At 75.5% G+C, this 26792-nt stretch carries 20 protein-coding genes and 1 pseudogene; 6 read left to right on the forward strand and 15 right to left on the reverse strand.

Going from position 1 to position 26792, the window contains the following annotated elements; translation table 11 throughout:
* Positions 1-622: 622 nt before the first annotated feature.
* The gene (locus SNE206_RS33005; protein WP_407917220.1) at positions 623-1507 is read left to right on the forward strand and encodes a DUF1015 family protein; all 885 of its coding nucleotides are present in this window, start codon (positions 623-625) and stop codon (positions 1505-1507) included.
* Positions 1508-1596: 89 nt separating this feature from the next.
* Here the strand turns inward: SNE206_RS33005 and SNE206_RS33010 are convergent, their stop codons facing one another.
* The 5 genes from SNE206_RS33010 to SNE206_RS33030 all read right to left on the reverse strand — a co-directional run bounded on the left by SNE206_RS33010 (position 1597) and on the right by SNE206_RS33030 (position 8848).
* Positions 1597-2127 carry a CGNR zinc finger domain-containing protein gene (locus SNE206_RS33010; protein ID WP_407917221.1) on the reverse strand — a complete coding sequence of 177 codons (531 nt, stop codon included), beginning with the start codon at positions 2125-2127 and terminating at the stop codon, positions 1597-1599.
* A 64-nt stretch (positions 2128-2191) separates the two neighbouring features.
* Positions 2192-3367: a sulfite oxidase gene (locus SNE206_RS33015; RefSeq protein ID WP_407917222.1), complete on the reverse strand. Its 1176-nt coding sequence runs from the start codon at positions 3365-3367 to the stop codon at positions 2192-2194.
* Positions 3368-3498: 131 nt separating this feature from the next.
* On the reverse strand, positions 3499-5949 hold the full coding sequence (locus tag SNE206_RS33020; protein WP_407917223.1) for a SpoIIE family protein phosphatase: 2451 nt from the start codon (positions 5947-5949) through the stop codon (positions 3499-3501).
* A 308-nt stretch (positions 5950-6257) separates the two neighbouring features.
* Complete coding sequence (locus SNE206_RS33025; RefSeq protein ID WP_407917224.1) at positions 6258-7430, reverse strand: S1 family peptidase; 1173 nt, start codon at positions 7428-7430, stop codon at positions 6258-6260.
* Between the two features lie 575 nt (positions 7431-8005).
* The gene (locus SNE206_RS33030; RefSeq protein ID WP_407917225.1) at positions 8006-8848 is read right to left on the reverse strand and encodes a fumarylacetoacetate hydrolase family protein; all 843 of its coding nucleotides are present in this window, start codon (positions 8846-8848) and stop codon (positions 8006-8008) included.
* Positions 8849-9012: 164 nt separating this feature from the next.
* Here SNE206_RS33030 and SNE206_RS33035 point away from each other — a divergent pair, with 164 nt between their 5' ends.
* On the forward strand, positions 9013-9783 hold the full coding sequence (locus tag SNE206_RS33035; protein ID WP_407917226.1) for a FadR/GntR family transcriptional regulator: 771 nt from the start codon (positions 9013-9015) through the stop codon (positions 9781-9783).
* A 362-nt stretch (positions 9784-10145) separates the two neighbouring features.
* On the opposite strand, the gene SNE206_RS33040 is transcribed toward SNE206_RS33035, so the two are convergent.
* On the reverse strand, positions 10146-10874 hold the full coding sequence (locus tag SNE206_RS33040; protein WP_407917227.1) for a GntR family transcriptional regulator: 729 nt from the start codon (positions 10872-10874) through the stop codon (positions 10146-10148).
* A gap of 183 nt (positions 10875-11057) precedes the next feature.
* On the reverse strand, positions 11058-11837 hold the full coding sequence (locus SNE206_RS33045) for an MBL fold metallo-hydrolase (RefSeq protein ID WP_407917228.1): 780 nt from the start codon (positions 11835-11837) through the stop codon (positions 11058-11060).
* A 98-nt stretch (positions 11838-11935) separates the two neighbouring features.
* Here SNE206_RS33045 and SNE206_RS33050 point away from each other — a divergent pair, with 98 nt between their 5' ends.
* Positions 11936-12577: a TetR/AcrR family transcriptional regulator gene (locus tag SNE206_RS33050; RefSeq protein WP_407917229.1), complete on the forward strand. Its 642-nt coding sequence runs from the start codon at positions 11936-11938 to the stop codon at positions 12575-12577.
* A gap of 171 nt (positions 12578-12748) precedes the next feature.
* Positions 12749-14506, forward strand: a complete 1758-nt coding sequence (locus tag SNE206_RS33055) for a glycosyl hydrolase (protein WP_407917230.1) — start codon at positions 12749-12751, stop codon at positions 14504-14506.
* Between the two features lie 65 nt (positions 14507-14571).
* On the opposite strand, the gene SNE206_RS33060 is transcribed toward SNE206_RS33055, so the two are convergent.
* Both SNE206_RS33060 and SNE206_RS33065 read right to left on the reverse strand, forming a co-directional pair.
* Positions 14572-15042 (reverse strand): iron chaperone, encoded by a 471-nt coding sequence (locus tag SNE206_RS33060; RefSeq protein ID WP_407917231.1) that lies wholly within the window; start codon positions 15040-15042, stop codon positions 14572-14574.
* Positions 15043-15193: 151 nt separating this feature from the next.
* Positions 15194-15637 carry a carboxymuconolactone decarboxylase family protein gene (locus SNE206_RS33065; RefSeq protein ID WP_407917232.1) on the reverse strand — a complete coding sequence of 148 codons (444 nt, stop codon included), beginning with the start codon at positions 15635-15637 and terminating at the stop codon, positions 15194-15196.
* 185 nt (positions 15638-15822) lie between these two features.
* On the opposite strand from SNE206_RS33065, the gene SNE206_RS33070 reads away from it, so the two are divergent.
* Positions 15823-18279, forward strand: a complete 2457-nt coding sequence (locus SNE206_RS33070; protein WP_407917233.1) for an ATP-binding protein — start codon at positions 15823-15825, stop codon at positions 18277-18279.
* A gap of 43 nt (positions 18280-18322) precedes the next feature.
* Here SNE206_RS33070 and SNE206_RS33075 read toward each other — a convergent pair whose 3' ends face one another.
* Both SNE206_RS33075 and SNE206_RS33080 read right to left on the reverse strand, forming a co-directional pair.
* Positions 18323-18805: an acyl-CoA thioesterase gene (locus tag SNE206_RS33075; RefSeq protein ID WP_407917234.1), complete on the reverse strand. Its 483-nt coding sequence runs from the start codon at positions 18803-18805 to the stop codon at positions 18323-18325.
* An 86-nt stretch (positions 18806-18891) separates the two neighbouring features.
* A pseudogene (locus SNE206_RS33080) lies at positions 18892-20022 on the reverse strand (macrolide family glycosyltransferase); the annotation flags it as partial.
* A gap of 494 nt (positions 20023-20516) precedes the next feature.
* Here SNE206_RS33080 and SNE206_RS33085 point away from each other — a divergent pair.
* Positions 20517-21815 (forward strand): wax ester/triacylglycerol synthase domain-containing protein, encoded by a 1299-nt coding sequence (locus SNE206_RS33085; RefSeq protein ID WP_407917235.1) that lies wholly within the window; start codon positions 20517-20519, stop codon positions 21813-21815.
* 90 nt (positions 21816-21905) lie between these two features.
* On the opposite strand, the gene SNE206_RS33090 is transcribed toward SNE206_RS33085, so the two are convergent.
* The 4 genes from SNE206_RS33090 to SNE206_RS33105 form a co-directional block, all read right to left on the reverse strand.
* A complete protein-coding gene (locus tag SNE206_RS33090) occupies positions 21906-22940 on the reverse strand; it encodes a LacI family DNA-binding transcriptional regulator (RefSeq protein ID WP_407917236.1) in 1035 nt (344 codons plus the stop codon).
* Between the two features lie 104 nt (positions 22941-23044).
* Positions 23045-24769, reverse strand: a complete 1725-nt coding sequence (locus SNE206_RS33095) for a glycoside hydrolase family 43 protein (protein WP_407917237.1) — start codon at positions 24767-24769, stop codon at positions 23045-23047.
* A gap of 100 nt (positions 24770-24869) precedes the next feature.
* Entirely contained in the window at positions 24870-25769 is a 900-nt protein-coding gene (locus SNE206_RS33100) for a carbohydrate ABC transporter permease (RefSeq protein ID WP_407917238.1), read from the reverse strand.
* Between the two features lie 21 nt (positions 25770-25790).
* The gene (locus tag SNE206_RS33105) at positions 25791-26759 is read right to left on the reverse strand and encodes a carbohydrate ABC transporter permease (protein WP_407917241.1); all 969 of its coding nucleotides are present in this window, start codon (positions 26757-26759) and stop codon (positions 25791-25793) included.
* Positions 26760-26792: the final 33 nt, after the last annotated feature.

Genomic DNA, 26792 nt, shown 5'->3' on the forward strand with positions numbered 1-26792 from the left:
GCGCCGCGCCGACACCCCGAGGGCGTGGACGGGCCGGGTGGTGGGCGAGGGCCGGTGCCGAGGTGTCCGGTCCGGCGGGTGGGCGACGCACGGGCCCATCCGGCCGGGACACGTTCGGGGTGGCGATGCCGAGTCACGTGCTATCGAGCCTTAGATACTTCCCGGAATCAGTTTTCTTTCGAATCTGACCGGAATGCGTTCCTTGCTAAGTGCGTCTAGCTGATGATGCGGTCGACTGTAGGTTGCCCGTCGCGCTCAGGTCAAGGCACTCCCATCGGCATCACCGATGGATGGCGGTGGCACCGTCACGGGCCGGTCGTGGGCCCGACGCGGGCCGACCAGCGCCGACATGACGATCCGTCGGACGCGGCCGGCACCCGGACCCGCCCGCCCGCGCGCTCGGGCCTGGTCGTGGCCGCCGGGGCCCGGCTACTGTTCCCGCACACCCCGAAACGCCACCTCCCGAAACGCCATCTCCCCGAACGTCACCTCCCCGCGCGGCATCCGCCCGCGCCGGGCCGCCGGACCGTGCGCGCCGCCCTTCCTCCGCGGCCCCGCCGCGGCCCCCGCCGCCCGGACCGGTGCCCCGGCCGGGCCCCCACCGACCGTCACGGAGGCGTCCATGCCCAGCAGCTCCGCACCGTCCCGCCCGTCGCCGACCCGCCCGCCGTCGCTGTCGTCGTTGCCGTCGTCCGAGGCCGGCCACCCCGGCGGTCCGGGCCCGCGCGACCCCCGGCCGCTCCGCCTGCTCCCCTTCCGCGGGGTGCGCCCCGACCCGCGGACCGCCGGACCGCTGGAGCGCGTCGTGGCGCCGCCGGTCCGCGGACTCCGCCCCGACCAGGCGCAGCGCCACCGCGCCGAGGGCGAGCACAGCGTCCTGCGGCTGATCCTCCCCGAGGACGGGACGGGCGCCCCGGCAGCCGGGTACGGTCCGGCGTCCGCACGGTTCCGCAGCTGGCTCGCCACCGGGGCGCTGCGGCCCGACCGGGCGCCCGCGCTGTACGTGCACGAGCAGGACGGACCGTCAGGGCGGGTCCGCGGCCTGGTCGGAGCCCTGCCGCTGCCCGCCGGGCCGACCGCGGTCGCCCTGCCCGCCGGGGAGGCCGACCCGGCCCGGGTGGAGGAGGAGCTGTCCCGGATGCGGGTGGTCGGCATCCAGGCGGAGCCGGTCGTGCTGGGCTACGACGGCGGCGGGCCGGCCACCCGGGTGGTCGACGCGGCGGCCGCCGGGCCGCCGCTCGCGGACGTCCGGACGTCCGACGGCGTGCGCCACCGGATCTGGGCGATCCGCGGTGCCGCGCAGTGGGCGGCCGTGGACGCCGACCTGGCACGGCGCCGGGCCGCCGTCCTGGACGGCCACCACCGCTACCTCGCCTACCACCGTCTGCGGGACGGCCGGGTGCCGGGCGGCGGCGCCGGTCTCGTCATGCTCGTCGACCGCACCCGCCACCCGTGTCCGCCGCCGCCCGCGGCGGGCCTGGTGATCCGGTCGGTGCACCGGGTGTGACACGGTGCCCGCCGCGCGGCGGGCCCGGCGCGCGGCGTGCCCGGGGCGCCGGGGGTGCCGGGGGTGCCGGGGTCCGTGGCCGGAGGCCCTCAGCCCACCCGGCGGCGGCCGCGGTAGGCGGCCGCGGCGGCGCGGTCGTTGCACGCCTCGCAGCAGAAGCGGCGGTTGCCCGGCCGGGTCCGGTCGACGAAGACGCACTCGCAGGGCGCGGCCGCGCAGATCCCCAGCCGGCCGACGCCCTTCTCGGTGACGAAGGTCATCAGCGCGCCGGGCAGCCGGGCGGCGAGCGCCGAGTAGCCGTAGCGGTCGCTGCCCCAGTCGAGGGTGAGCACGCCGTGGGCGTCCGGCAGCAGCTGCGGCACCGCGTTCGCCTCCCGTACGAGGGAGTTGACCAGCGGGGCGGCCTCCGCGTCGGTGCGCGTGTGGAAGACGCCGCGCAGCCGTTCGCGCAGCACGCGCAGCGGCTGGAGGTCGGAGGGGGTCAACTGCGCGGCGAGCGCGGCCGCGTCGAGCCGGACGAGCTCGTCCTGGTAGAACGCGACGTCGGTGAGACGGTCGGGCGGGTCGGCCAGCGCGTAGACCGTGTTGACCAGTTTGACGGCCAGTTCGAGATCGTCCACCGGCTCCGTCCGCTGATCGCCCTGTGCACCGGAACGGGGTGCGGCACCCCGGCCCGCCACTGTATCAGGGGAGTTCGGCGCCACCACCGGGGCGGACGCCGTCCGTCCCGCCCTCGGCCGTGCACACCACCCCGACGGCCTGCGGCAGGTTGTTGCCGAACCCGCCGCTGTTCCACGGCGGCCGGGACGGCTGGCCGTTGCCGTCCGCATCGGTCGCGCGGACGGTCAGCAGGTGCCGCCCCGGGACCGCCGTCCACGGGTGGTGCCAGCGGCGCCACGCCCACGGGTGCGCGCCCTCCGGCTCGACCACGGCGTTCTCCCAGTGCGTGCCGCCGTCGGTGCTGACCTCCACCGCCGTGACCGGCGCCCGCCCGGACCACGCCCGGCCCTCCAGCCGGACCGGCCCCGGGCGGACCACCCGCGTGCGCGACAGGAAGTCGGGGAAGCCGGGCGGCACCAGCAGGGCACGCGGGGCGATCAGGGTCACCGGCTCCCCGGGGTCGTCCGCCGACTGCCGGTAGCGGTAGGAGACGGCCTGCTGGTAGCCGGCGAACGCGGTGTCGGTCAGGGTGATCCCGCACAGCCACTTCACGCTCGCCATGCCGTACCAGCCGGGCACGACCAGCCGCAGCGGCCGGCCGTGCTGCGGCGGCAGCGGCGCGCCGTTCATCGTGTGCGCGACCAGCACCGGGCGGGCCGGGTCGAGGGCGACGGCCATCGGCAGGCTCCGCCGGTAGTCCTGCTCGACGCCGCGCTCCACCCCGTGGTCGGCCCCCGTGAACACCGCCTCCACCGCCTCCGGAGCGGGCCCGGCGCGGTGCAGCAGGTCGCGCAGCAGCACACCCGTCCAGTCGGCCGTGCCGACGCCGCCGTCCAGCCACGGCTGGCTGACCGGCCGCGGGTCGAGCCCGGCCCGGCCGTTGCCCGCGCACTCCAGCGTCACGCGCACCGTGGTCGATGGCATGGCCCGCAGCTCGGCCGTGCCGATCGACAGCCGGCTGCGCACCAGACCGCCGACGGACAGCCGCCAGCGGTGGTCGTCGGCGGGCGGGATGTCGTAATGGGTGAGCACGTAGTGCAGGCCGGGCGGGGTCACGTCGTCGCGCAGCGCCTCCAGCGGCAGCGCGTGGTTGCGGGAGGCGAGCAGGAGCTCCTCCGTGCCGATCCCCTCGCCCGGCCGCGCCACCCGGGCGGGGGCGCTGACGGCGGCGAGCTCCGGGCCCGCGGGGGCGGATTCCATGCCTCCATTGTCGACCCGGGATCCACGGCGGTCATCCGGGGCCGGGTGCGGCCGGGGCGGGGCCGGGGCGGGCCCGCCGGGCGCGGGGCCGCGGCCCGACCGGCGGCCGGCCGGGTACGGGGCAGCCGTTCTCACGCGGGCAGCGGCAGCTCCGCCCAGATCGTCTTCCCGGACGGGCCGTACCGGCTGCCCCACCGGCTGCTGAGCTGCGCCACCAGGAACAGGCCCCGCCCGCCCTCGTCGGTGCTGCGGGCCCGCCGCAGCCGCGGCTGGGTGTTGCTCGGGTCGGTCACCTCGCACACGAGCACGCGGTCACGGATGAGCCGCAGCCCGACCGGCCCGCCGGCGTAGCGGACGGCGTTGGTCACCAGCTCGCTCACGATGAGCTCCACGCCGAACGCCGACTCCGCCATCCCCCAGTCCTCCAGCCGCCGCGCCGCCGCCGCCCGGGCCGGGGCGACCGCGGACGGCTCCGCCGGGAACTCCCACTGCGCGGTCGCCTCCGGCGGCAGCGCACGGACCCGGGCCAGCAGCAGCGCGATGTCGTCGCGGGCCGGCAGCACGGCCTCGGCGAGCATGCCCCGGCCGACGGACTGCAGCGAGCCGCGCGGCAGCGACGCGGCCAGCCTGTCGCGCAGGCGGCGCACCGCCGCGTCGAGGTCGTGGTCGGGCCGGTCGAGCAGCCCGTCCGTGTACAGCGCGAGCACGCTGCCCGGCGCCAGCCGGACGGTCGCCGTCTCGAACGGCAGCCCGCCCACGCCGAGCGGCGGCCCCGGGCTCAGCGGCACCGCGCGGACGGTGCCGTCCGCGTCCGCGAGCAGCGGCGGCGGGTGACCGGCGCTGGCCATGGCGCACTGGCCGCTCACCGGGTCGTGCAGCGCGAACAGGCAGGTGGCGCCCACACCGTCGCTGTCCTCCGGGCGCGCCTCGGCGCCGAGCCGCGCCACCAGGTCGTCGAGGTGGGCGAGGAGTTCGTCGGGCGCCAGCTCCAGGTCGGCGAGGGTCTGCACCGCCGTCCGCAGCCGGCCCATGGTGGCGGTGGCGTGCAGCCCGTGGCCGATGACGTCGCCCACGACCAGCGCCACCCGCAGCGAGGGCAGCTCGATGACGTCGAACCAGTCGCCGCCGATCTCGGCGCCGCCCGCGGCCGGCAGGTAGCTGCCCGCGGTCTCCACCGTCGAGGTGCGCACCCCGGCCCGCGGCAGCAGCCGCTGCTGCAGGGCGGCCGCCGCCCGGTGCTCGCGGGTGTAGCGCCGGGCGTTGTCGACGCTCAGCGCGGCGTGCGCCGCGATCTCGGTCAGCAGGTCGGTGTCGGCCCGGTCGAAGGGCTCCGGACGGGTGGTGCGCCAGACCGCGACCATGCCGAGCACCAGTCCCCGGGCGAACAGCGGCGCCACCGCGAGCGCATGCCCGCCCTCGGGGACGGCCGCCCGGATGTGCGCCGGCGCGACCAGGCCGCGCTCCACCGCCGCCCGGTCCAGGGCCACCGCCCGGCCCCCCTGGATCGCCCGGACGAACGGCACGTCCGGGAACGGCGGGATGACCCCGCCGGGCCGGATCATCCCGTCCGGCCACCGGCCGTCCGACGGGCTCACCGCCTGCCGCCGCAGGTGCAGGTCGCCGCCGCCCAGGTGCCGCGGCGGCTCGTCACCCACGAGGACGGCCTCCGCGAGGTCGACCCACGCCAGGTCGCCGAAGGCCGGCACCAGCACCTCGGCGAGGTCCTGCGCGGTGCGGTGCACCCGCAGCGACCCGCCGACCCGGGAGAAGGCGAGGTGGCGCAGCTCCAGCCGGTCACGGGCCCGGGCCTGCTCGGTGGCGTCGGTCCGCAGGACGGCCAGCCCGGTGGGCCGCCCCAGCGCGTCCTCCAGCCGGACGGCAGAGAGCGAGGCGGACCGCTCCGCCGCCCCCGGCCGGGCGGCCCGGAGCCGGTGCTCCAGGCCCACCAGGGGTCGGCCGGTCTCCAGGACGTGCCGCAGGGCCGCCTCGGTGGCGGCCGCGTCGTCCTCGGCCAGCAGGTCGTCGAGGTGGCCCCCGACCGGCAGGGCGGGCGCGGCGGCGGTGCCGTGGCCGGTGTTGGCGCGGGCCACGCTGAGGTCGGGGCGGTGGATGCTGACACCGATCCGGTCCTGGGTGAGCAGTGCCCGCAGCAGGGCGGTGCCGTCGTCGGACTCCCCGGCGGGGCCGTCCGGCACCATGAGCACCAGCCGCTCGTCACTGCCGTCGAACGCCACGGCGCGGAGCGTCACCGGGATCTCCGCGCCCGACCGGTGCCGCAGCAGCGCCTGCCGCACCTCGCCGCCGTCCGCGGTGGGGGTGCCGGGTGCGAGCGCCGCCCGCACCGGCACCGGCGCGGTGCGGTCGCCGGGGGCCGGGCCGATGCCGGTGCCGCCGGGCGCCGGGGCGAGGAGGTCGGTCAGCGGGCGGCCGCAGACCTCGCCGGCCGTCCGGCCCAGCAGTGCCGCGGCGCCGGTCGACCACCGCAGCACCGTCCCGTCGGCGGCGGTGACCGCTGTCGCGAGGCCGGTCGGGGTGTGCGAGGCCGGCGAGTCCGTGCGGCGGTGCCCCTCGACGGCGTCCATCCCGCTCCTCGACGCTAGGCCGGCCCCCGATCGCCCGTCCATTATCCGCCCGATGGGCGGTCGGGGCCGTGGCGTACGGCGCCGGCGGCCGGACACGGCCGGGCGCACCGGTCGGGCACGCCGGTCGGGCACACCCGTCAGGCACACCGGTCGGGTACACCGGTCGGGGCGCCCCTCCGGAGGCCGCCGTGGGACCGGTCCGGTGCGGGCCCGGACGCGGCACCGCCACGGCAGCGGGCCGCCGGAGGGCGGGCCCGCTGCCGCGGCCGGTGCGTCAGGTGGTCACGGGCGTCAGGCCGTCACGAGCGTCAGGCGGTCACGAGCGTCAGCCCGTACCGCGAGAGGATCTCGTTGACGGGCTGGAACCACGTCTGCCCGCCCGAGCTGCAGTTGCCCCAGCCGCCCGAGGTGACACCCTGCGCCTGGTCACCGGTGATGAACGAGCCGCCGGAGTCGCCGGGTTCGGCGCAGACGCTGGTGCGGGTCAGCTGCTGGACGGCGCCCTGGCTGTAGTTGACCGTCTCGTTGAGACCCTGCACGACACCGCAGTGCCAGTGCGTCGTCGAGCCGGAGCGGCACACCGACGAGCCGACCGGGGCCTGCCAGGAACCGTGCACCAGCGCGTCGCTGACGGTGCCCCAGCCGAGCACCACCGGCACCGTCCACCAGCCGTTCGCGATGCGGATCCAGGAGTAGTCGTTGCCGGGGAACGACGAGCCCGCGAAGGTGCCCATCGCGGAGCCGTCCCAGCCCACCACGCTGCTCCCGGTGCCGCCGCAGTGCCCGGCGCTGACGAAGCCGCCCTGCACGGCGAAGCCGATCGAGCAGCGGGTGTTGCCGTTGATGTAGTACGGGTCGCCGCCGACGACACCCGCGGAGAAGGTGCGCGGGGCCTGCGCGGCGCCCTCCTCGACGGTGACCGCCGCGGTGGTGCCCGCGGACCGCAGGAACGCGGCGACCGCGGCGTCCCGGCGGCTGCCGGGGGCGACGGTGACCACGACGCTGTTGCGCTGCGGGTCGACCCGCCAGCCCGCCACGGCGGCGGGAGCGGGCGTGGTGCGGGCGGCCGTGTCGAGGGCGGTCTTCGCCCGGTCGAGGGACTGCTCGGTGCGGGCGACCGTGGTGGTCGCCGCGCCGGCCGCGCGGATCTCCGCCGCCTTGGCCTGGTCGGTGAGGGCGACCACGAGCTTGCCCTGTGACGGGTCGAACCACGAGCCGCCGTACGCGGCGCCGGCCGTCGTGCGGAGCTGCGGCAGCAGCCGCGCCGCGGTGGCCTCCTGGCCGAGGCGGGCCTCGGCCTGGCCGGCCGTCAGGCCGAGGTCGCGCTGGAGGGCGTCGGCCAGGCCGGGGCTGAGCGGGGAGGCCACGGCGGGTGCCGGGGCCGGGCCGGGTGCCGCGGTCGCGGTGGTCAGGCCGAGCCCGAGGGTGCTGAGGGTGAGCAGGGCGGAGAGGGCCGCCTGTATGCCGGTGGTGCGCCGCATCGCTGGTTCTCCTCGTGTGGGGGGCAGGGGTCACCTGCAGGGGAGAGAGCGCTCTCAAAGCAACGGGTCTAGACCGCTGCAGCGAGTTTTACAGCGTTGAATGTCCGCGTCAATAACGCCAACCTGGCAAATTTGAGCAGAAGTTGACTGTCCGTACGGCTGGTGGCGCCACCCTCGGACGCCACCGGCCGGGCCGGTCTCGGTGGCCGCGTCGTCCTGACCGGCGGGCCGGCCGGTGGCCCCCCTGCCCCGTCGCGCTGCCGGGTCGGGGGTGCTGACCTGCACCGACCTGCACCGACCTGCACCGACATGCGTGGACGCGCTGCCGTCGACCTCCGGAGCGGCCGGGCGGGCGCGGTGACGGACTGTGAGAGCGCTTCCATTGCTGGTGCACGTCGGTGCGCACCTGTACGCACCTGTACGCGCCGGACCGCCCCGGCCGTGAGGCAGGGCAACCTCGGAATGGGTACAACGGCCGGGGCGGAGTCGTAGGGCCGGCGTCGGGCGCGGGCGGGTGCGGGTGCGGGCGGGTGCGGGCGCGGTGTCTCGGGGCGGCGGAGGGTCGGGCGGCCCGCTCAGGAGACGAAGCGCTGCCGCAGTTCGCCGATGCCCTCGATCGTGCTGACCAGTTCCTCGCCGGCGGCGAGCCACCGCTGGGGGGTGCGGCCGAGGCCCACCCCGGCCGGGGTGCCGGTGAAGATCACGTCGCCGGGGAGGAGCGGGGTGACCGCGGAGAGGCCGGCGATCAGGGCGGGCACGGAGAAGATGAGGTCGCGGGTGCGGCCCTTCTGGACCTCCTCCCCGTCGATGGTGCACCGGAGTTCGAGGTCGTCCGGGTCCTCGAACTCGTCGGGGGTGACCAGCCACGGGCCGATCGGGGCGAAGCCGGGGTAGGACTTGCCGAGGCTGAACTGCGGTATGGGCCCGGCGAGCTGGGTGATCCGCTCGGAGATGTCCTGGCCGGCGGCGAGTCCGGCGACATGGCCCCAGGCGGCGGCCTCGGAAACGTGCTCGGCCCGCTCGCCGATGACGACGACGAGTTCCACCTCCCAGTCGGTGTGGCCGCCGTGGGGGAGGGTGACCTCGCTGACCGGGCCGGTGATGCTGGTGGCGAACTTCGTGAAGACCGGCGGCAGGCCGTCGGGGGCGGTGAAGCCGGATTCGGCGGCGTGGTCGCGGTAGTTGAGGCCGATGGCGAGCAACTGGCGCGGGGCCGGGGCGGGGGAGCCGAGGTCGGCGGGGTCGAATGCGACGCCGGTCGGCAGGTCGGCCTGCGCCGCCCAGCTGCGGAACTCGTCCCAGCGCTCGTAGACGGCCTGGGGGTCGGCGGAGAAGCGGCCGGTGCTGGCACGCTCGACGTCGACGGCGAGGCCGTCGGCGACGAGGACGAGTCGGCCGCTCAGGTTGGCGATGCGCAAGGGGTGCTCCTGGGGAGGGGCGCGGGGTGGCGGCCGGGCTGCGCACCGGCTTCCACCAATTCAGCATGATGATTATATCGATATTGCGTTGCCGTGGACGCGACGTCAAGGGGTGTGGGCCGGTAACCTGCATGATGAATTCATCGAACCTGAGGGGAGTGGTCGTGGCCGCCATCCAGGACGGCGTGCCGGGCACGCCTCGCAAGGCAACCGCGGGCCCGGCCCGCTCCGTCGCCGCCAGCCGCGCCGAACACGCCGCCGACCGGATCGCCGGACTCGCCGCCACCGCCGCACCCGGCACCCGGCTCGGCACCAAGGAGGAGCTCCGCACGCTCTGCGGGGTCTCCGTCGGCACCTTCAACGAGACCCTGCGACTCCTCCAGTCCCGCGGTCTCGTGACCGTCCGCCCCGGACCGGGTGGCGGCCTCTTCAGCGCCGAACCCTCCCCGATGGTCCGGCTCGGCAACTCGGTGCTCGCCCTCGACACCCAGGAGGCGGACGTCGCCAACGCGGTCCGCATCCGCGACGCCCTCGACCCGCTGCTCGTCGAGGACGCCCTGTGGCACGCCTCCCCGGCCGACATCGCGGACCTCCGCCACCACATCGACGCGATGGCCCGGGCCACCGACGCCGGCGACCCGGTCGCCTTCGTCCACGCCAACTGGCGCCTGCACGGCCGGATAGCCGCCATCAGCCCGAACGCGCTGCTCCGCTCGCTCTACAGCAACCTGCTCGACCTCATCGAGTCGCACACGCTCTCCGTACTGCCCCACGGCGACCAGCCCCTCGCCGAGTACATCGCCGAACGCCACCGCCTCCACAGCGACCTGGTCGACGCCATCGACCGGCGCGACCGTGACGCGGCGCTGCGCCTGATCGCGGCCCACCGCACCAGCACGGACGACCGGGACGCCCCCGGCGGCGCCCTGCTCTGAGGCCCCGCCGGGGGCCCGGCGCCGGGCGTCCCGGACCATCCAGTGGCACGGGAGTCGAGTCAAAGCCCTACTTTCGAAACAGGCAGGGTTTCGAAACAGGCAGGGGCCGGACGAAAACGGTGCCGTGCACATGGGCACCTGCCGAGCCCGCCGCCCCGGGCAGCCGTGATCCAGCGCGCGTCCACCACCTGCGCGTCCACCACCCGCACGGCCTGCCGCCGCGCGGTCGTGGCCGGAAGAAGAAGGACCGCTGTGGCACCCCCACCGAGGGCTCCCCTGCGGGAAACGCGACCACCGCACCGACCGGACGATCCGGGACGGACCCGGCCGCCGTGCCGGGCCGCCTGACTTCAGCCGGCGGTTCAGCCGGCGGTTCGGTCGGCGGTCCGGTCGGCGGTCGGAGCGCCGGCCGCAGGCTCGTCCTCGGCGCAGGTGATCAGCAGCTGCGCCGTGTGCGCGATGTGATCGCGGATCAGCTCCACCGCCCGGTCGGTCTCGCGGTCGACCGCCGCCTCCAGCAGGTCGCGGTGCTCGGCCGCGAGGTCGCGGTGCTGCTCCTGCCCGTACGGGGCCGACCACTGCCGGTACAGCTCCGCCTCCTCGCGCAGGCCGAGGGCGACGTCCAGCAGCCGCCGGTTGGTGCAGCCGGCCAGCAGCGCGAGGTGGAACTCCGCGTGCGCGGCGGCCCAGTCGTCGCTCGGGTGGTCCGGGCTGTCGGGGCCCAGGAAGGGGGTGCGCCGCAGCACGTGGTGCGCGGCGACCGCCCGCGCCTCCCACCGGGTGTCGCCCTCCTCCACCGACAGCCGCAGCACCAGCGACTCCATCTCGACCCGTGCCTTCGTCAGCTCGCGGAGGTCGTCGTACGAGAGCGGCGTGACCGTGTAGCCCTGGTGCGCCTGCGTCCGGACCAGGCCCTCCGCGGTGAGCCGCACCAGGGCCTCCCGTGCGGCGCCGACACTGGTGCCGTACTGCCGGCACAGATCCGGGAACTTCAGGCGCTGCCCGGGTGTGAGGCGCCCGCCCAGGATGTCCTCCCGGAGCCGCCGGTAGGTGCCGTGGGTGCGGGTGTCCTTGCTGCTGGGCTGCGACATGCCGACACCCTACGGTTCTGCGGTTCGGAGGGACAGTGTTTCGAAAGTCCACCGGATCGACGAAGGGCGGACCGACGAAGGCGGACCGACGAAGGCGGACCGCCGCGGCGGTCCGGAGGCGGCCCGGTCGCCCGTGGGGAGGAAGCATGACCACGAAGTCCTCGGCACCCGAACCCGGCGGGGTCAGCGGAGTCCGGCACGGCGGGCGAGCTCGGCGGCGTCGCCCGGTGCGCCTGCGAAGGGTTCCCCGTGGCCGGGCAGCAGCAGGGTCGCGGGCAGGGCCGCGATGCGGTCGAGCGAGGCGTGGGAGGCCGCGCCGTCGTGGGTGAAGGCGCGGCAGACGAGGGTGGGGCCGGTGTGTCCGGTCAGGCCGTCGTGCGTCACGAGGGCGTCGCCGGTGAAGAGCAGGCCGCGGTCGGCGAAGAGGTAGCCGGTGCTGCCGGGGGTGTGGCCGGGCAGAGGGACGGCCAGTGGGCTGCCGGGTACGCCGGTGGGCTGTGCGTTGCCGTCGAAGGTGTGCACCCCGGGGACGGGCTTCGCGGTGAAGGCGCCCTTGCGGGCCATGTGCAGCGGGGTGCCGAGGGCGGCGGGGCGGCGCAGCAGGTACGGCAGGAGGGAGCGTTCGGGCCGGGCGTGGCGCATGGCGCTGCGGGGTCCGTCGGCGAGGGTGGCGGCGTCGGCGCGGTGGATCCACACGGTGGCTCCGGCGCGGGTGAGCGGTCCGGCGAGGCCGGTGTGGTCGGGGTGGGCGTGGGTGAGGAGCACGGCGGAGATGTCGCGGGTGCCGCGGCCGGTGTCCGCCAGGTGGGTCTCCAGCTGCCGGAGGTGGCCGGGGAGCCCGGCGTCGACGAGCACGAGGCCGTCGGCGCACTCGACGAGGAAGAAGCCGACCACGTCGTCGCCGAGGCGGTGCACGCCGGGGGCGACCTCGCGGGCCGGGGCGCTGCGGGTGGGTTGGGGCACGGGATCCTCCGGGCGTGGGGCGCCCCGTTCGGGGGCGGTGCGGGACACGCGAAATTCGATACAGCCGACTGTATCCAATTATTGCGAGAATGCTTCCCGTGACCACACCGAAGCCGGCTCCCCGCCGCCCGTACGACTCCAGCCGCCGCCTGGCCGCCGCCCGGCGCAGTCGCGCCGCGGTGCTCGACGCCGCCCGCGAGCTGGTGTTCCGCGACGGGTACGCCGCCACCACCGTGCGGGCCGTGGCGGAGCGGGCCGGGGTCTCGCCGGAGACCGTCTACAAGGGCTTCGGCGGCAAGCCGGGCCTGATGAAGGCGCTGTGGGACACCACCCTCGCCGGGGACGACGCGCCGCTCGCCATGGCCGAGCGGCCCGAGCTGCAGGAGGTCTTCCGCGCCGCCGACCCGGCGGCGGCGCTGCGGCGCTACGCCGCGTTCGTGCGCGGCGTGCACGAGCGGCTCGCCCCGCTGTCCGCCGTCCTCGGCGCGGCGGGCCCGGAGGTGGCCGACCTGCTGGCGGTGACCGAGGAGGAGCGCCTGGCCGGTGTCACCGCGTTCGTCGGCCGCCTCGCCGGGCGCGGGCAGTGCACGGCCGCCGACCTCGGCGCGGTGGCGGACGCCTGCTGGGTGCTTACGGGCCCGCAGGTGTACACCCGCCTCACCGTGGACCGGGGCTGGAGCGCCGATGCGTACGAGGGCTGGCTGGCCGGGATGCTCGCGGCAGCCCTGTCCGCGACCTGATCCTGCGTCAGGGCGGGCCGCCCGTGGCCGTCATCGGTCATGGGAGCGCTCCCAAAATTCTGTCGGAACCGTTGACACCGGGCCGTCGAGGATCAAAGCTCCCGTGTGGCGCTGGGTGCACCGCCGACCGGTGCGGCCCCTCCCCAGCCGAGCCGTCCGAAAGGCCGACCCGTGCCCCCAACCCGCCCCACCCGCCCCAGGGCAGCGCTCGCCACCGGCGTCCTGCTGCCCCTGCTGCTCGCCCTCGCGCCCGCCTCGGTGGCGGCGGCCGACACCCCGGCCCCCGCCGCCCCGGCCGTCTACGAGGCCGAGGACGGGCAGCTCAACGGTGTCCAGGCCGCCGCGGCCGAGCCCGGCTACTCCGGCACCGGCTACGTCGAGGGCTTCGACACCGGCGACGACAACGTCACCATCACCGTGCCGAACAGCCCCGGCGGCCTCTACGACCTGACGGTCCGCTACCGCGCGCCCTACGGCTTCAAGAAGACCGCCCTCCAGCTCAACGGCGCCGGCGCCGGCGAGGTCTCCCTCGACGAGACGACCTCGTGGTCCGACGCGTCCGCCGGCCGGGTGCTGCTCAAGGCCGGCACCAACACCATCGCCCTGCAGAACGACTGGGGCTGGTACCAGATCGACGCCATCACCCTCGCCCCGGCGCCGCCCCCGCCGCCGCACCGGCTGACCGGCACGACCGTCGACCCGGCCGCCACCCCCGAGGCCCGCTCCCTGCTCCGCTACCTCGGCGACTCCTACGGCAAGCGGATCCTCAGCGGCCAGCAGGACACCGCCTCCGTGAAGTGGCTGGAGGACACCACCGGCCGCGCCCCGGCCGTCGAGGGCCTCGACCTCATCGACTACTCGCCCAGCCGGGTCGAACGCGGCACCACCTCCCAGGAGATCGAGAACGCCCTCGCCTGGGACGCCCGCGGCGGCATCACCACCTTCGTCTGGCACTGGAACGCCCCCAGCCACCTCGTCGACCAGCCCGGCAAGGAGTGGTGGCGCGGCTTCTACACCGACGCCACCACCTTCGACCTCGCCGCCGCGCTCGCCGACCCGTCCTCCGACGACCACCGGCTGCTGATCCGCGACATCGACGCGATCTCCGTGCAGCTGGCCCGCCTCCAGGACGCCGGCGTGCCCGTGCTCTGGCGGCCCCTGCACGAGGCCGAGGGCGGCTGGTTCTGGTGGGGCGCCAAGGGCCCCGGCCCGGCCAAGGAGCTGTACCGCCTCATGTACGACCGCATGGTGAACCACAACCACCTGCACAACCTGGTGTGGGTGTGGAACTCCGTCGACCCCGCCTGGTACCCCGGTGACGACGTCGTCGACATCGTCAGCACCGACTCCTACCCGCCGGCCGGCGACCACGGCGCCGTCAGCGGCACCTACGACAAGCTCGTCGCCCTCGGCCGGGACACCAAGCCGGTCGCCCTCGGCGAGGTCGGCACCATCCCCGACCCGGACCTCCTGCGCGCCTACCGCGCCGACTGGAGCTGGTTCGTCACCTGGAGCGGCGGCTTCCTCACCGACGGCGCCAGCAACTCCCAGGACTTCCTGAAGCGGGTCTACAACGACCCGTACGTCGTCACCCTCGACGAACTCGGCGACTTCAAGCACAGCGGCGGCTGCCAGGCCGAGATCACCACGCTGGCCAGCTGGAACTCCGGGGCCCAGTACCGCGTGACCGTCCGCAACACCGGCAGCACGCCCACCACCGGCTGGAAGGTCGGCTGGAACCTCCCGGCCGGCGGCACCGTCACCCAGTCGTGGAGCGCCGCCCTCACCACGGCCGGCACCGCCGTCCGCGCCGCCAACCTCGGCTGGAACGCCGTCCTGCAGCCCGGGCAGAGCACCGAGTTCTACCTGATCACCAGCGCCGCGCCGGCCTACACGGTGGCCACCGCCCCCAGCTGCGCCACGGGCTGACCGACCCCCGCCGTGACGGGCGACCACCCGTACGCACCCGCACGCACCCGGACCGCCCCCGGGCGTCAGCCCACCGCCTTCTTCACGAGCGCGCCGATCCGCGCCTCGTCGTCGGCGGTCAGCTCCGTCAGGGCGTAGGAGACCGGCCACATGGCGCCGTCGTCGAAGTTTGCCCGGTCGCTGAAGCCGAACGTCGCGTACCGCGTGCTGAACTTCTCCGCGCTCTGGAAGAAGCAGACGATCTTGCCGTCCTTGGCGTACGAGGGCATCCCGTACCAGAGCTTGGGGGCGAGCTCCGGCGCGCTCGCCGTGATCACGGCGTGCAGCCGCTCGGCCATGACACGGTCCGACTCCTGCATCCCGGCGATCTTGTCGAGCACGGCGGCCACGTCGTCGGCCTTGGAGGCCCGCGATCCGCGGCGCGCCGACGCCTTCACCTCGCGGGCACGCTCCTTGATCGCGTCGCGCTCCGCGGCCGTGAAGCCGTCGGTCGTGGTGTCGGTCGCGGTCGTGGTCGTGGTGGTGGTGCTGGTCATGGTGGTCTCCTTCATGGGTGGTGTGTCCTTCGGTCCGCGGTCCGCGGTCCGCGGTTCGCGGTTCGCGCTGCGTGGTGCGTGGTGCGTGGTGCGTGGTGCGTGATGCGTGGCTCGTGGTGCGTGGTGGTGCACCGTCAGGCGGGGGCCGCCGTCACCCCCATGCGCCGGCGGGCTGGCGGGTCGTCACGTTGAGCCGGTTGAACAGGTTGGTGACGCCGACCATCAGGACGATCGCCGCCAGCTGCTTCTCGTCGAAGTACGTGGCGGCCGCGTCCCACACCTCGTCGCCCACCGGGTCGGGACGGTCGGCCAGCCGCGTCGCGGCCTCGGCCAGTGCGAGCGCCGCCCGCTCCGCCGCCGTGAAGTACGGCGCGTCCCGCCAGGCGGCGACCGCGGCCAGACGCTCCTCGTCCACCCCGGCCCGCCGCGCCGCCCTGGCGCCGCCGTCGACACAGGCGCTGCATCCGTTGATCTGGCTGACCCTCAGGTGCACCAGTTCCAGGGTCTGCGCGTCGACCCCGCCGGCGTGCGCAGCCCTGACGATCTCCTGGACGGGCTGCATCGCGTCGGACAGGACGACGGCTGGGTTCCGCATGCGGGACTGCATCTCGGTCTGCTCCTCTTCGGTCCGCCGCCCCGTGCTCCCCGGGGCATGACCCCATTCCAGCCCGGTCCGCACGGCAGCACCACGGCGATGGGACACCGTGGGACAGCCGCAACGGCCTTGAGCAGCAGCGACCGGGCCCGGTATGTTTCCGGCGGAACGGGACGGGGGGTCTCATGGACGTGGACCTGCGGACGGCGAAGGCCGACCCGCACGACGAACTGGCCGCGCGACTGCGCCTGCTGCAGGACCTCTCCGGGCTCGGCGTACGCGCCCTCGCGCGGGACACCGGCCTCAGCTCGTCGTCGCTCTCGCGCTACCTCACGGGCCGGACGGTGCCGCCCTGGCCCGCGGTGGTCGCCCTCTGCCGCTTCGTCAAACGCGACCCCCGCCCGCTGCGCCCCCTGTGGGAACGCGCCTCCAACCCCCTGCCTGCGCCCCCGCGGAGCAGCCGCCAGGGCCGGCCGAGACCCCGCAACGACCTGCCGCGCGACGTACCCGACTTCACCGGCCGCGAGACCCAGCTCGCCGCGGTGCTGGCCGCCGCGGACGGCCACCGGGTGGTCGCCGTCGACGGCATGGCCGGCGTCGGCAAGACCTGCCTCGCCGTGCACGCCGCGCACCGCCTCGCGGCCGACTACCCGGACGCCCAGCTCTACGTCGACCTGCACGGGTTCACCGAGGGCCGCGGGCCGGTCGATCCCGACTCCGCGCTGCGGATGCTGCTCGCCGCGCTCGACGTGCCGTCCGAGCGGGTGCCGCAGGAGGGCGTCGAACAGCTCGCCGCCTGCTGGCGGTCCGAACTGGCCGGCCGGCGGGCCGTCGTGATCCTCGACAACGCCGCCGACGCGGACCAGGTCCGCCCGCTGCTGCCCGGCGCCGGCCCCTCCGTCGTCCTGATCACCAGCCGCAACCGGCTGGTGGGCCTGGACGAGGTGCCCCCGGTCTCGCTGGACGTGCTGAGCCCCGGGGAGAGCGCCGCCCTGCTGGCCCGTGCCAGCGGTGACCCCGGCGGCCCCGACGGCCGGCTGGCCCGCGACCCGGAGTCCGCCGCCGAGGTGCTGCGGCTCTGCGGTCACCTGCCGCTGGCCCTGCGGCTGGCCGCCGCCCGGCTGCGGCACCGGCCGGGCTGGACGGTCGGCATCCTCGTCGAGCGGATGGCGCAGGGCGCGGACGAGTTCGACACCGCGTTCGCCATGTCCGTACGGCAGCTGGACCGGGCCACGGCCCGCATGTTCCGCATGCTGGGCCTGCTGCCCGGCACCTCCTTCGACGAGTACCTCGCCGCGGCGCTGGCGGACGTACCGCTGCACAGCGCCCGGGCGATGCTGGAGGACCTGCTCGACGCCCACCTCGTCCAGCAGCCGACCGCGGGCCGCTACCGGCTGCACGACCTGGTGCACCAGCACGCGCGCCGGGCCGGCGCGGAGCAGGACGCGCCGGCCGAGCGGGAACGGGCCCTCGGCCGGATGCTCGACTACTACGTGCACACCGCGGCGGCCGCCGACGCCGCAATGCCGTACCTCTCACCCGGCCGCCCCGCCACCGCGGGCAGCCCCCCGGCCGAGGTGCCCCGGTTCGCGGACAGGAACGCGGCGTTCGCCTGGTTCGTCGCGGAGTACGAGAGCCTGGTCGCCGCCTTCGAGACGGCCGCCGCCGTCGGGGCCGACACGCACGTGTGCGAGCTGCCGCGCTTCCTCCGCGCGTACTTCGCACGGCGCTGCGGCACGACGCACCTCAACGCGCTCTTCGAGCGGTCGCTGGCCGCCGCCGAGCGCCTGGGCGATCCCCTGCACCTGGCCGAGGCGCACATCGACCTGGGCTTCGCCCGCTACAACGCGGGCCGGCTGGCCGAGGCAGGCGCCGCGTACGAGGCGGCCGAACCGTGGGTCTCCCGGGCGGGGGACGTCCGGTCCGAAGCCGAACTGGCCATGCGGCGCGGCTATCTGAGGTGGGACGAGGGACACGTCGAGGAGCCGCTCCACCTCTTCGGCCTGGCCGGCACGCTGTACGGGGCGGCCGGCTGCCCCGCGGGCGCGGCCCACGCCGCCGCGTCGGAGGCCTGGGCGATGCTCCAGCTGGGACACCGCGAGGAGGCCGCCCGGCGCGCCCGCGAGGTGCTCGGCTTCCCGCACGCCGACCCCGCGTGGCCGCCCGCCCTGACCGCCAGGATCACCCTCGGCGTGGCCATCGCCGACGAGGCCCCCGACGAGGCGGTGGAGCACCTCTCCACGGCACTGGCACTGGCCCGCGAGGACGGGCACCTGCACAACGAGGCCTGGTGCCTCAACTGCCTGGGCGTCGCGCTCCGCCGGATGGGCCGGTACGAGGAGGCGCTCGCCTGCCACCGGGAGGCGTTCGCGCTGCTGGACGAGCTGTTCGAGGAGCACTGGAAGATCCGCTTCCTCGACGGCTACGCCGAGACCTGCCGGCTGGCGGGCCGGCCCGAGGAGGCACTGGCACTGCACCGGCAGGCCCTGGAACTGGCCCCGGAACTGGGACACCGGTACGAGGAGGCGCTCGCCCACGAGGGGATCGCGCGCCTGCTCGACACGACGGACCCCGCGGCGGCCGCCGGGCACCGCACGGCGGGACTGTCCCTCCGAGAGGGCCCCGGCCCCGGCACGCACTGAACGACGCCCCGGGACCGACGGGGGTGCCCGGGCCCGCGGTGGCTCAGCCCGCCGCGTCGGGGTCGGTGTGGCGGGCCAGGAGGGCGAGTTCGTCCGCGTCGAGCCGGCGGGGGCACCGGCCGTCCGGGTCGTAGGCGACGAGGGTGCTCGTGCAGGTGCAGAACGTCCGCCCGTCGCGGGTGATCCGGCTGACGAGCCGGAAGGACGAACGTTTCACCTGGCCGACGGTCGTCCCGATGACGGCCGGTTCGGGCGCCACGAGCAGCGGTGCGCTGTAGTCGAGCTCGTGCCGGGTGTAGACGACCCGCGGGTGGAGCCCGAGGCCGGCCTGCGTCTCGTGCCGGTACAGCAGGTCCATGTGGGCGTCCTGGACCATTTCGAGGAAACGGGCGTTGTTCACGTGCTTCATCACGTCCAGGTCGCTCACCCGGACCGTGCGCCGGTAGAGGTGTGCCCGAGGCGCGGGGACGCCGCCCGTCCGGTCGGCACCGGCGATGCGCACACCGGGCGCCAGAACCTGGGTCATGCGGTCACTCCTCGGACGGGGACAGGGGCGGGGGCAGGGACGGGTGCGGGAACGGGCCGGCGGGCCGGTACGCGCTGGCCGGGCCGCAGGGTCTGCTCGATCAGGTCGGCCGCGGCCCGGGCCCCGCCCGCCCCGGCCATCTCCCGGCGCATGGCGGCGATGCCGTCGCGGACGGCCGGATCGGACATCACCTGCAGGACGGCCTCCCGCAGCGCCCGGGGGGTGGCGTCCTCACGCGGCAGGTGGACGCCGAGCCGCAGGCGTTCGATCTGTGCGGCGTTGACGCGCTGCTCGGCCATCTGCGGCACCGCCACCATGGGGACGCCGTGGTGGAGGGCCTCCATCGTGCCTCCCATGCCGGCGTGGGTCACGAAGGCGGCGGCGTGGGCGAGCACCGCCAGCTGCGGCACCTCGGGATGCACCTCGACGTTGTCCGGCAGCGGCCCCAGCCCGTCCGGGTGAACCCGGGAACCGACGCTCATGACGACGTGCCAGGGGAGACCGGCGAAGGCCTCGATGCAGGACCGGTAGAACTCCGGCCGCCGGGTGAACTGCGATCCCAGCGAGACCAGGACGACCGGACGGCCGTCCTGCGGGGGCCGCCACGAGCCCTGGTGGGAGCGGTCGCCCAGCGGAGGACCGACGTAGGCGACACGCTGCGCCGCGACGGTGTCCGCCCTGCGCTGGAAGGCGCGGGGCAGGCAGGCGACGGCGTGCTCCGCCCGCTCGATGTCGTGGATCCGCGCACTGCTCACCCCGCGCTCGGTGAAGGCGGCCGCCAGCTCCGCGTACCCCGGCAGGTCGCCGAGGCGGGGCACGCCGAACATCTCCGGGACGAGCGTGTCGTAGAACATGTGGGTGGGCGACATCAGCACCGTCGGCACCCGCCACTCGGATCCCAGCAGCAGGCCCGCGAAGCCGTAGATGTCGTACATCACCAGGTCGGGCCGGTCCTCGGCGTACGCCTGCGTCAGGGCGGGCAGCGAGTCCAGCGACACCCGGACGGCCATCCCGAACCCCTCGGCCAGCTGCTCCGGCGGCTCCGCGTCGCCGACCGGCGCCGGGAACAGCACGGGCTCGGCACCGACCGCCTTCACCTGGGGCGCGAAGTCCGCGGTGATGGCGTAGCTGACCCGGTGCCCGCGCCGCACCAGCTCCTCGACGATCCCCAGGCTCGGGTTGACGTGCCCGTGCATCGGCAGGTTGACCACGGCGATGTGGGCGGCGCCCCGGACGGGCGGCCCGCCGCCCTCGGTGCCGTTCCCGGGGTGTCGCGACGGATCGGTGCCAGGCACGATGCGGAGGTCCTGTCCTGTACGGAGCCGGGAGCGCGAGCCCGACCGCGGTCGGTGGTTCGGCGTACGGCGGAGGATGACGGAGGGCACACCTCCGGGCAGGGTCGGCGACCCTCCGCCCGATCCAACAGCTGCGCCGCCGTCCACCGCTCCCGAACCGCGGCAGAATCACTCCATCCGGGCCCTGCCGGGCCTGCGTGTTGACGATCCGGGGACGTCACGGCGTGACCTCCGGCCCGTCACCGCGTGCCCTCCGGCCGGTGCCCGCGGCGCCCGGTCCGTGACCTCCCCGCGCACCGGGCGTTGAGCTACCGCACAGCGTGCGCACCCGCGGCCGGGGGCGCCGGGCCCCTCGTCCGCCCGGCACCCGGCCGCGGGTGCGCCGGCCATCGACAGCCGCCACCGGGAGCCTCCCCATGCCAGGACCGCATCTGCCCTTCTTCGAGGAGGGGATGGCCCGCTGGCCGTTCGGCCCGCCCCACGCCGGGGTCGCCCTCGACCTGGTCGGCACGCCGCCCGCCCCGGACGAGCTGCGCGCCCTGGTGAACGAGCGCTGGGCCGGCCTGCCGCGGCTCGGCCGGGTCCTGGTCGCCCCCACCGACGCCCGGACCGGCCCGGCCTGGTGGGCCCGCCGGCACCGCTGGGCGGCGTGCGAGGACCACGAACCGGCGCGGCACGTCCGCAGCGAGGACGGCACCCTGCAGGACGGCGTGCGGGACTGGTTCGACGCCCCCTTCCCGGCCGGCCGGCCCCCGTGGAACCTCCACCTCCTGCGCGGGACCTCCGACGGCGAGTTCTCGCTGCTCCTCCGGATGCACCACAGCCTGCTCGACGGACGCTCCGTCACCACCCTGCTGCGCGCCCTCCTCGACGGCTGCCGCCCGCCGGACGCCGCCGCCTCCCTCGCCGCCCCCGGCGACCGCAGGCGGACGGCCCGCGCCGCCGCGTGGGCGGGCGGCCCGCCCGGCATGCTGACGTCGGGGCGGCCGGTGCCGATGCCCGGCCAGGGCGCGCGGGAGCCGGCGTTCACCGTCGTCCAGCTGCCCTCCGACGCGCTGCGCGCCGCCCGCGAGGCCGTGCCGGACCGCCGGGCCACCACCAACGAGGTGTTCCTGGCCGTGGTCTCGGGCGTGCTGCGGGCCCGGCTGGCCGTCCCCGGTCCGCGACGGGCGGACGGCCGCGGGCCCGGATCGCCGAAGGTCTGGCTGTCGGTGCCCGTCGACGAGCGGCCCGCCGACCGCGGCGCCTACCTCGGCAACGCCTTCGCCAACATCCGGGTGCCCGCACCGGTGGCACTGCCCGACGCGTCGGCGCGGCTCGCCGCCGTGACCGGTCTGCTGACCACCGCGACCCGCGGCCGCGACCTGGCCGGGAAGCTGGTCGAGGGGGCGCTCACGGCCCTCCCCGGGGCCACCCAGACCCTGCTCCGCCGGAAGTTCTTCCTCCCGGCGTACGCACCGGCGGCCTGCTCCTACGTCCACCTGCGCGACCAGGGGGAGACGCTGGCCGGTCGGCCGGTGCGGAGCGTCACCGCGATCCCGATGGTGCCGCCGGCCGACACGGTGACCTTCGCGCTGGGCGGCTGCACCGGCGGTCACACGCTGAGCGTGGCCACCAACGCGGGCAGCGGGGACGCCGGAATCCTGGCCGGCGCGTTCGTCGAGGAGCTGGAGCGGCTGGCCGGCCGTACCCGCCACGCGGCCGGCACGGTGTGACGGCCCGCCGGCCGGCGCGTGCCGAAGCCGGGATCAGGCGTGCCGAAGCCGGGAGGTCCGGCGGGACGACCGTGCGTCAGGGCCGGCCGTTCAGTCGCCGGGGGGCGGCGGGGCGGTGCTCTCGCGCTCCACGAGGCGGGTCGCGAGTTCGACCCGGGGCAGGTCGACCTCCTCGCCGTCGACGAGGCGCAGCAGGGTGCGGGCGGCCATCGCCGCCATGTCCTGGAGCGGCTGGCGGACGGTGGTCAGGGTGGGGTCGCTCCAGCGGGTGACGGGCACGTCGTCGAAGCCGACGATGCTGATGTCCTGCGGGATCCGCAGTCCGCGGTCGCGCAGGGCGGAGTAGGCGCCGAAGGCCTGGAGGTCGCTGGCGGCGAACACGGCGGTCGGTGGGTCCTGGCCGGCCGCCGCGACCTGGTCGAGCAGGTCGGTCAGCTCGCGGCGGCCGGAGCGGTCGTTGAACTCGCCGAAGCGCAGCCAGCCCTCGGGCACGGCCAGGTCGGCGCGTTCCATGGCGGCACGGTAGCCGTCGGCGCGGGCCCGGCTGCACAGCAGCTGACGCGGCCCCGCGAGGTGGGCGATCCGCCGGTGGCCGAGGCCGATGAGGTGCTCCACGGCGGAGATCGCGCCGGCCCAGTTGGTGGCCCCTATGGTCGGGACGCCGGCGTCCACGGTGCCGACCGGGTCGACCAGGACGAACGGCACCTTCAGGGCGGCGAGCCGGGCGCGCTGGCGCGGCGTCAGGTCGGACACGACGAGGATGGCACCGTCCGAGCGGCGGCCGGCGATCTGCTCCAGCCATTCGCCGGTGCCGGTGCTGCTGCCGTGCACCGCGGAGAGGACCATGCCGACGCCGGCCTCGGCCAGGGCCTCCTGCGCGCCGCGGATGATCTCGATCGACCAGAGGCTGTCGAGCTCGTTCATCACGAGGTCGACGAGGCCGCCGCGGCGGCGGGGGCGCCGCCGCTGGTAGTGGTGGCGGTCCATGATCTGCTGGACGCGCTGCCGGGTGGCGGCGGAGACGTCGCTGCGGCCGTTGAGCACCTTGGAGACGGTGGCGTTGGAGACACCGGCCTCGGCGGCGATCTCGCCGATCGTCACCTTGTGTCGTGTCTGGCCCGCCATCTGCCGTCCGTTCCTCGTGGTCCGCGGTCCGGGGGCGGCCGGGCCGTCGGCCCTGCCCCGGGTCACAGCAGGATAGTGCGCCCGGCCGGCCGGGGTGTCGGGGCTCACGGCCGCGGCCCTGTGTCGGGCTGCTGCGCGGCGGACGGGCCGGTGGGGCGGAGGACGGGGTCGGCGAACGCGGCGGGGAACCGGGCGCCGGTGAGGTCCTGGGCGCAGACGCCGGTGAACGCGCCGGTGAAGCCCCAGCTGGTGTAGTGGCCGGTGGTGTCGTCGCCGACGGTGGCGTAGTCGTCGGAGAGGCGGGCCGCGTCGAGCTCCGGTCCGGCCTCCTGCCAGGCGGGTGTGCCGTCGGCGGGGGTCCAGGCGAAGCGGGCGGCGGCGCCGCGTACGGCCAGGCGCAGCCGGACCGGTCCGGGGCCGACCGGCACGGGGGCCGCCGGTTCCCCGTAGCGTCCGTGGTCGCACACGCCGAGCCGCAGGACGCGGCCGAGGGCGTCGTCCCAGCTGAGGTGGAGGTAGTGCCACAGCTCGGTGTTGTAGAAGTGCACCAGGCCGGCGGCCTGGCGGGCGGAGACGGGTGCGGCGTCGACCGTGGCCTCGAAGGTGAAGTCGGTGTGGGTGCAGCGGCGGGCCAGCAGGCTCTGCCGGTGCCGGGAGGACGGCGACTCGTCGCCGCGCAGCAGCAGTCGGCCCTCGTGCAGGGTGAGCCAGGACGGGTCGGGGTGGCGGCGCAGGGTCATCCACTCGGGGCCGGGGCGGTCGGTGCCGAAGCCGGTGTGCCCGGCGGCGGCCGCCACCGCGGTGGCGACGGCGTCGGCGGCGGTGTCGGGCCGGGCGGCGGAGGGTGCGGGCACGTCGACGGCGGGGGTGTTGCCGCCGCCGTCGAGCCGGGGCCAGCCGCCCGTCGTCCACGCGATCCGCTGGAGGGCGGTCTCCCGGCCGAGGACGCAGGCGCCGAGCGGGGTGAGCGGGCGGGCGGCGAGGTGGGCGAGGTACCACTCGCCGTCCGGGGTCTCGACGAGGCTGCCGTGGCCGGCCTTCTGGAGCGCGAGGTCGGGCCGTCCGGCGGAGGTGAGCAGCGGTCCGGCGGGGTCGGGCGCGTAGGGGCCGGTGAGGGTGCGGGAGCGGGCGACGGTGACGGCGTGGCCCCAGGAGGTGCCGCCCTCGGCGGTGAGCAGGTAGTACCAGCCGTCGTGGCGGTAGAGGTGGGGGCCTTCGGTGCAGCCGAGTTCGGTGCCGCCGAAGACGTGGTGCACCGGACCGGTGACGCGCCGCGCCGCCCGGTCGTACTCCTGCAGGAGGATGCCGGAGAACGGGTTGGTGCCGGGCCGGTGGTCCCATTCCAGCCAGAGCAGCCAGCTGCGGCCGTCGCCGTCGGGGCCGTCGTCGTGGAAGAGCGACGGGTCGAAGCCGTGCCCGGGCAGCGCCACCGGGTCGGACCACGGGCCCTGCGGGGTCGGTGCGGTGATCACCTGGTTGTGGACGTCCTTGTAGGCGCCGGCCAGGCTCTTGACGTCCGAGTAGACGAGGTGGAACTGCCCGTCCGTCCAGGACAGGCAGGGTGCCCAGACGCCGCCGGAGTCGGGCGCGCCGGTGAGGTCGAGGAGCCGGGCCTCGTCGAGGGCGCCGCCGAGCGGGCGCCAGGTGACGAGGTCGGTGGAGTGGTGCAGGGCGACGCCGGGCAGCCACTCGAAGGTGGAGGTGGCGATGTAGTAGTCGTCGCCGACGCGCAGGATCGACGGGTCGGGGTGGAACCCGGGCAGGACGGGGTTGCGGATCGTCGTCGACGGGCCGGCCGGGTGCGCCGCGTCGGTGGCGCCGGCGGTCATGGGACTCCTCGGGTCGGATGGGAGGTGCCGGGGACGGTGGCGGTGGCGCGGGCGGGGTGGTCGGCCCTTGACGGCGCCTGCGGTGGCGCGGGCGGGGTGGTCAGCCCTTGACGGCGCCGGCCATCACACCGGCGACGATCTTGCGCGCGAGCACGGCGAACAGCAGCAGCACGGGGACGACGGAGACGACGACACCGGCGAGCATCAGCGTGTAGTCGGTGTAGTAGCCGGCGGCGAGCTGGTTGAGCGCGATCTGCACGGTGGCGTTCTCCGGCGGCAGGGCGATCAGCGGCCAGAAGTAGTCGTTCCAGGCGAACATGAAGGTGAACATGCCGAGCACGGAGGCCGTCGAGCGGACACCCGGCCAGGCGACGTGCCAGAAGGTGCGCAGCGCGCCGGCGCCGTCCATGCGGGCGGCCTCGACGAGTTCGTCCGGGATGTTCTCGGTCATGGCCTGCCGCATCCAGAACACGCCGACGGCGGAGACCAGGGCGGGCACGATCAGGGCCGACAGCCTGCCGTACATGCCCATGTCGGTGACGAGCAGGTACAGCGGGATGATGCCGAGCTGGGTCGGCACCATGACGGTGCCGATGACGGCGACGAGCAGCACGTTGCGTCCGGGGAAGCGGAGCTTGGCGAACGCGAATCCGGCCAGCGACGACAGCAGCACGTTGCTGACGGCCGTGCAGGCCGCGACCGTCACGGAGTTGCCGAGGGCCTTCCAGAAGTCGACGGTGTCGAAGACCCGTTGCACGTTCTCCAGCAGGTGGCCGCCGGGCACGAGCGACGGGGTCGCCCCGGAGAGCACCGAGTTGTCGCCGTGCGAGGCGACGACGAACGTCCAGTACAGCGGGAAGAGCGAGGCGAGCACGACGGCCGCGAGCAGCATGTAGGCGAGCGGGCCCGCGCTGTCGTGGTGGCGCGGGCCGGTGCCGCGGGCGGCCCGGCGGCCGGCTGCGGCGGCTGCGGCGGGTACGGGGGTGGTGGCGGTGGCCATGGTGGTCTCCCGGGCGGTGGGTCAGCGGCCGGAGCGGCGGACGAGGAGGGCGTTGGCCGCGGCGATGACGGCGATGAGCAGGAACAGCACCCAGGAGATGGCGGAGGCGTAGCCGGCGTCGTTGTTGATGAAGCCGTACTTGTAGAGCATCAGCGTCAGCGTCTGGAACTGGTGCTCGGTGCCGCCCTCGGCGTTGCCCTGCTGGTCGAAGAGCATCGGTTCGGCGAAGAGCTGCAGACCGCCGATGGTGGAGATGACCACGGTGAACAGCACGGTCGGGCGGATCGCCGGCAGGGTGATCCGGCGGAACGTCAGGAGGCGTCCCGCGCCGTCGACCATCGCCGACTCGTACAGCTCGCGCGGCACGGCCTGCATGGCGGCCAGGTAGATCAGGGCGTTGTAGCCCGTCCAGCGCCACATCACCATGAAGCTGATCGCCAGGTGCGAACTCCACGTGTCCGCGGTCCAGTCGATCGGGTCGGTGATCAGGCCGGCCTGCTCCAGCGCCCAGTTGACGATGCCGAAGTCGCGGCCGAACAGCTGGGAGAAGACCAGTGCCACGGCGACGACCGACACGTACTGGGGCACGAGCACCAGGGCCCGCCACGTGGTGCGGGCGCGCAGCCGGCGGTCGAGCAGCCAGGCGACGCCGAGCGCGACGAGCAGTTGGGGCGCGGTGGAGAGGACGAAGATGCTGAGCGTGTTGAAGGTGGCGGTGTAGAAGTCGGGGTCGGCGAGGAGGTCACGGAAGTTCTCCGTGCCGGCGAAGCCCGCGTCGCCGGTGAGCCGGTCCCAGTGGTGCAGCGAGACCCAGAAGGTGTACGCGAGCGGGTAGAGCCCGAAGATCCCGAAGACCAGGAAGAACGGGGCGACGAAGCTGTAGGCGGGCAGGTGACGCAGCGGGCCGGCGCGTCGGGCCGGGGGGACGGCCCCGGCGGGGCCGGCCGCGTCGGGGCCTGCCACGGCGCCGAGGCTGGTGGTGGCCGCCATGGCGTACTCCTCTGGGTGGGTCGGGGGGACGGG

The organism is Kitasatospora sp. NE20-6, from assembly GCF_045862635.1.

What these genes read in the sequence shown, in the direction of transcription:
- SNE206_RS33060 (WP_407917231.1), bottom strand. Translation starts at nt 15,042, where the DNA reads ATGACCAGCACCACCACCACGACCACGACCGCGACCGACACCACGACC.
- SNE206_RS33090 (WP_407917236.1), bottom strand. Translation starts at nt 22,940, where the DNA reads ATGGCGGGCCAGACACGACACAAGGTGACGATCGGCGAGATCGCCGCC.
- SNE206_RS33070 (WP_407917233.1), top strand. Translation starts at nt 15,823, where the DNA reads ATGGACGTGGACCTGCGGACGGCGAAGGCCGACCCGCACGACGAACTG.
- SNE206_RS33095 (WP_407917237.1), bottom strand. Translation starts at nt 24,769, where the DNA reads ATGACCGCCGGCGCCACCGACGCGGCGCACCCGGCCGGCCCGTCGACG.
- SNE206_RS33075 (WP_407917234.1), bottom strand. Translation starts at nt 18,805, where the DNA reads ATGACCCAGGTTCTGGCGCCCGGTGTGCGCATCGCCGGTGCCGACCGG.
- SNE206_RS33105 (WP_407917241.1), bottom strand. Translation starts at nt 26,759, where the DNA reads ATGGCGGCCACCACCAGCCTCGGCGCCGTGGCAGGCCCCGACGCGGCC.
- SNE206_RS33015 (WP_407917222.1), bottom strand. Translation starts at nt 3,367, where the DNA reads ATGGAATCCGCCCCCGCGGGCCCGGAGCTCGCCGCCGTCAGCGCCCCC.
- SNE206_RS33020 (WP_407917223.1), bottom strand. Translation starts at nt 5,949, where the DNA reads ATGGACGCCGTCGAGGGGCACCGCCGCACGGACTCGCCGGCCTCGCAC.
- SNE206_RS33100 (WP_407917238.1), bottom strand. Translation starts at nt 25,769, where the DNA reads ATGGCCACCGCCACCACCCCCGTACCCGCCGCAGCCGCCGCAGCCGGC.
- SNE206_RS33085 (WP_407917235.1), top strand. Translation starts at nt 20,517, where the DNA reads ATGCCAGGACCGCATCTGCCCTTCTTCGAGGAGGGGATGGCCCGCTGG.
- SNE206_RS33040 (WP_407917227.1), bottom strand. Translation starts at nt 10,874, where the DNA reads ATGTCGCAGCCCAGCAGCAAGGACACCCGCACCCACGGCACCTACCGG.
- SNE206_RS33065 (WP_407917232.1), bottom strand. Translation starts at nt 15,637, where the DNA reads ATGCGGAACCCAGCCGTCGTCCTGTCCGACGCGATGCAGCCCGTCCAG.
- SNE206_RS33005 (WP_407917220.1), top strand. Translation starts at nt 623, where the DNA reads ATGCCCAGCAGCTCCGCACCGTCCCGCCCGTCGCCGACCCGCCCGCCG.
- SNE206_RS33025 (WP_407917224.1), bottom strand. Translation starts at nt 7,430, where the DNA reads ATGCGGCGCACCACCGGCATACAGGCGGCCCTCTCCGCCCTGCTCACC.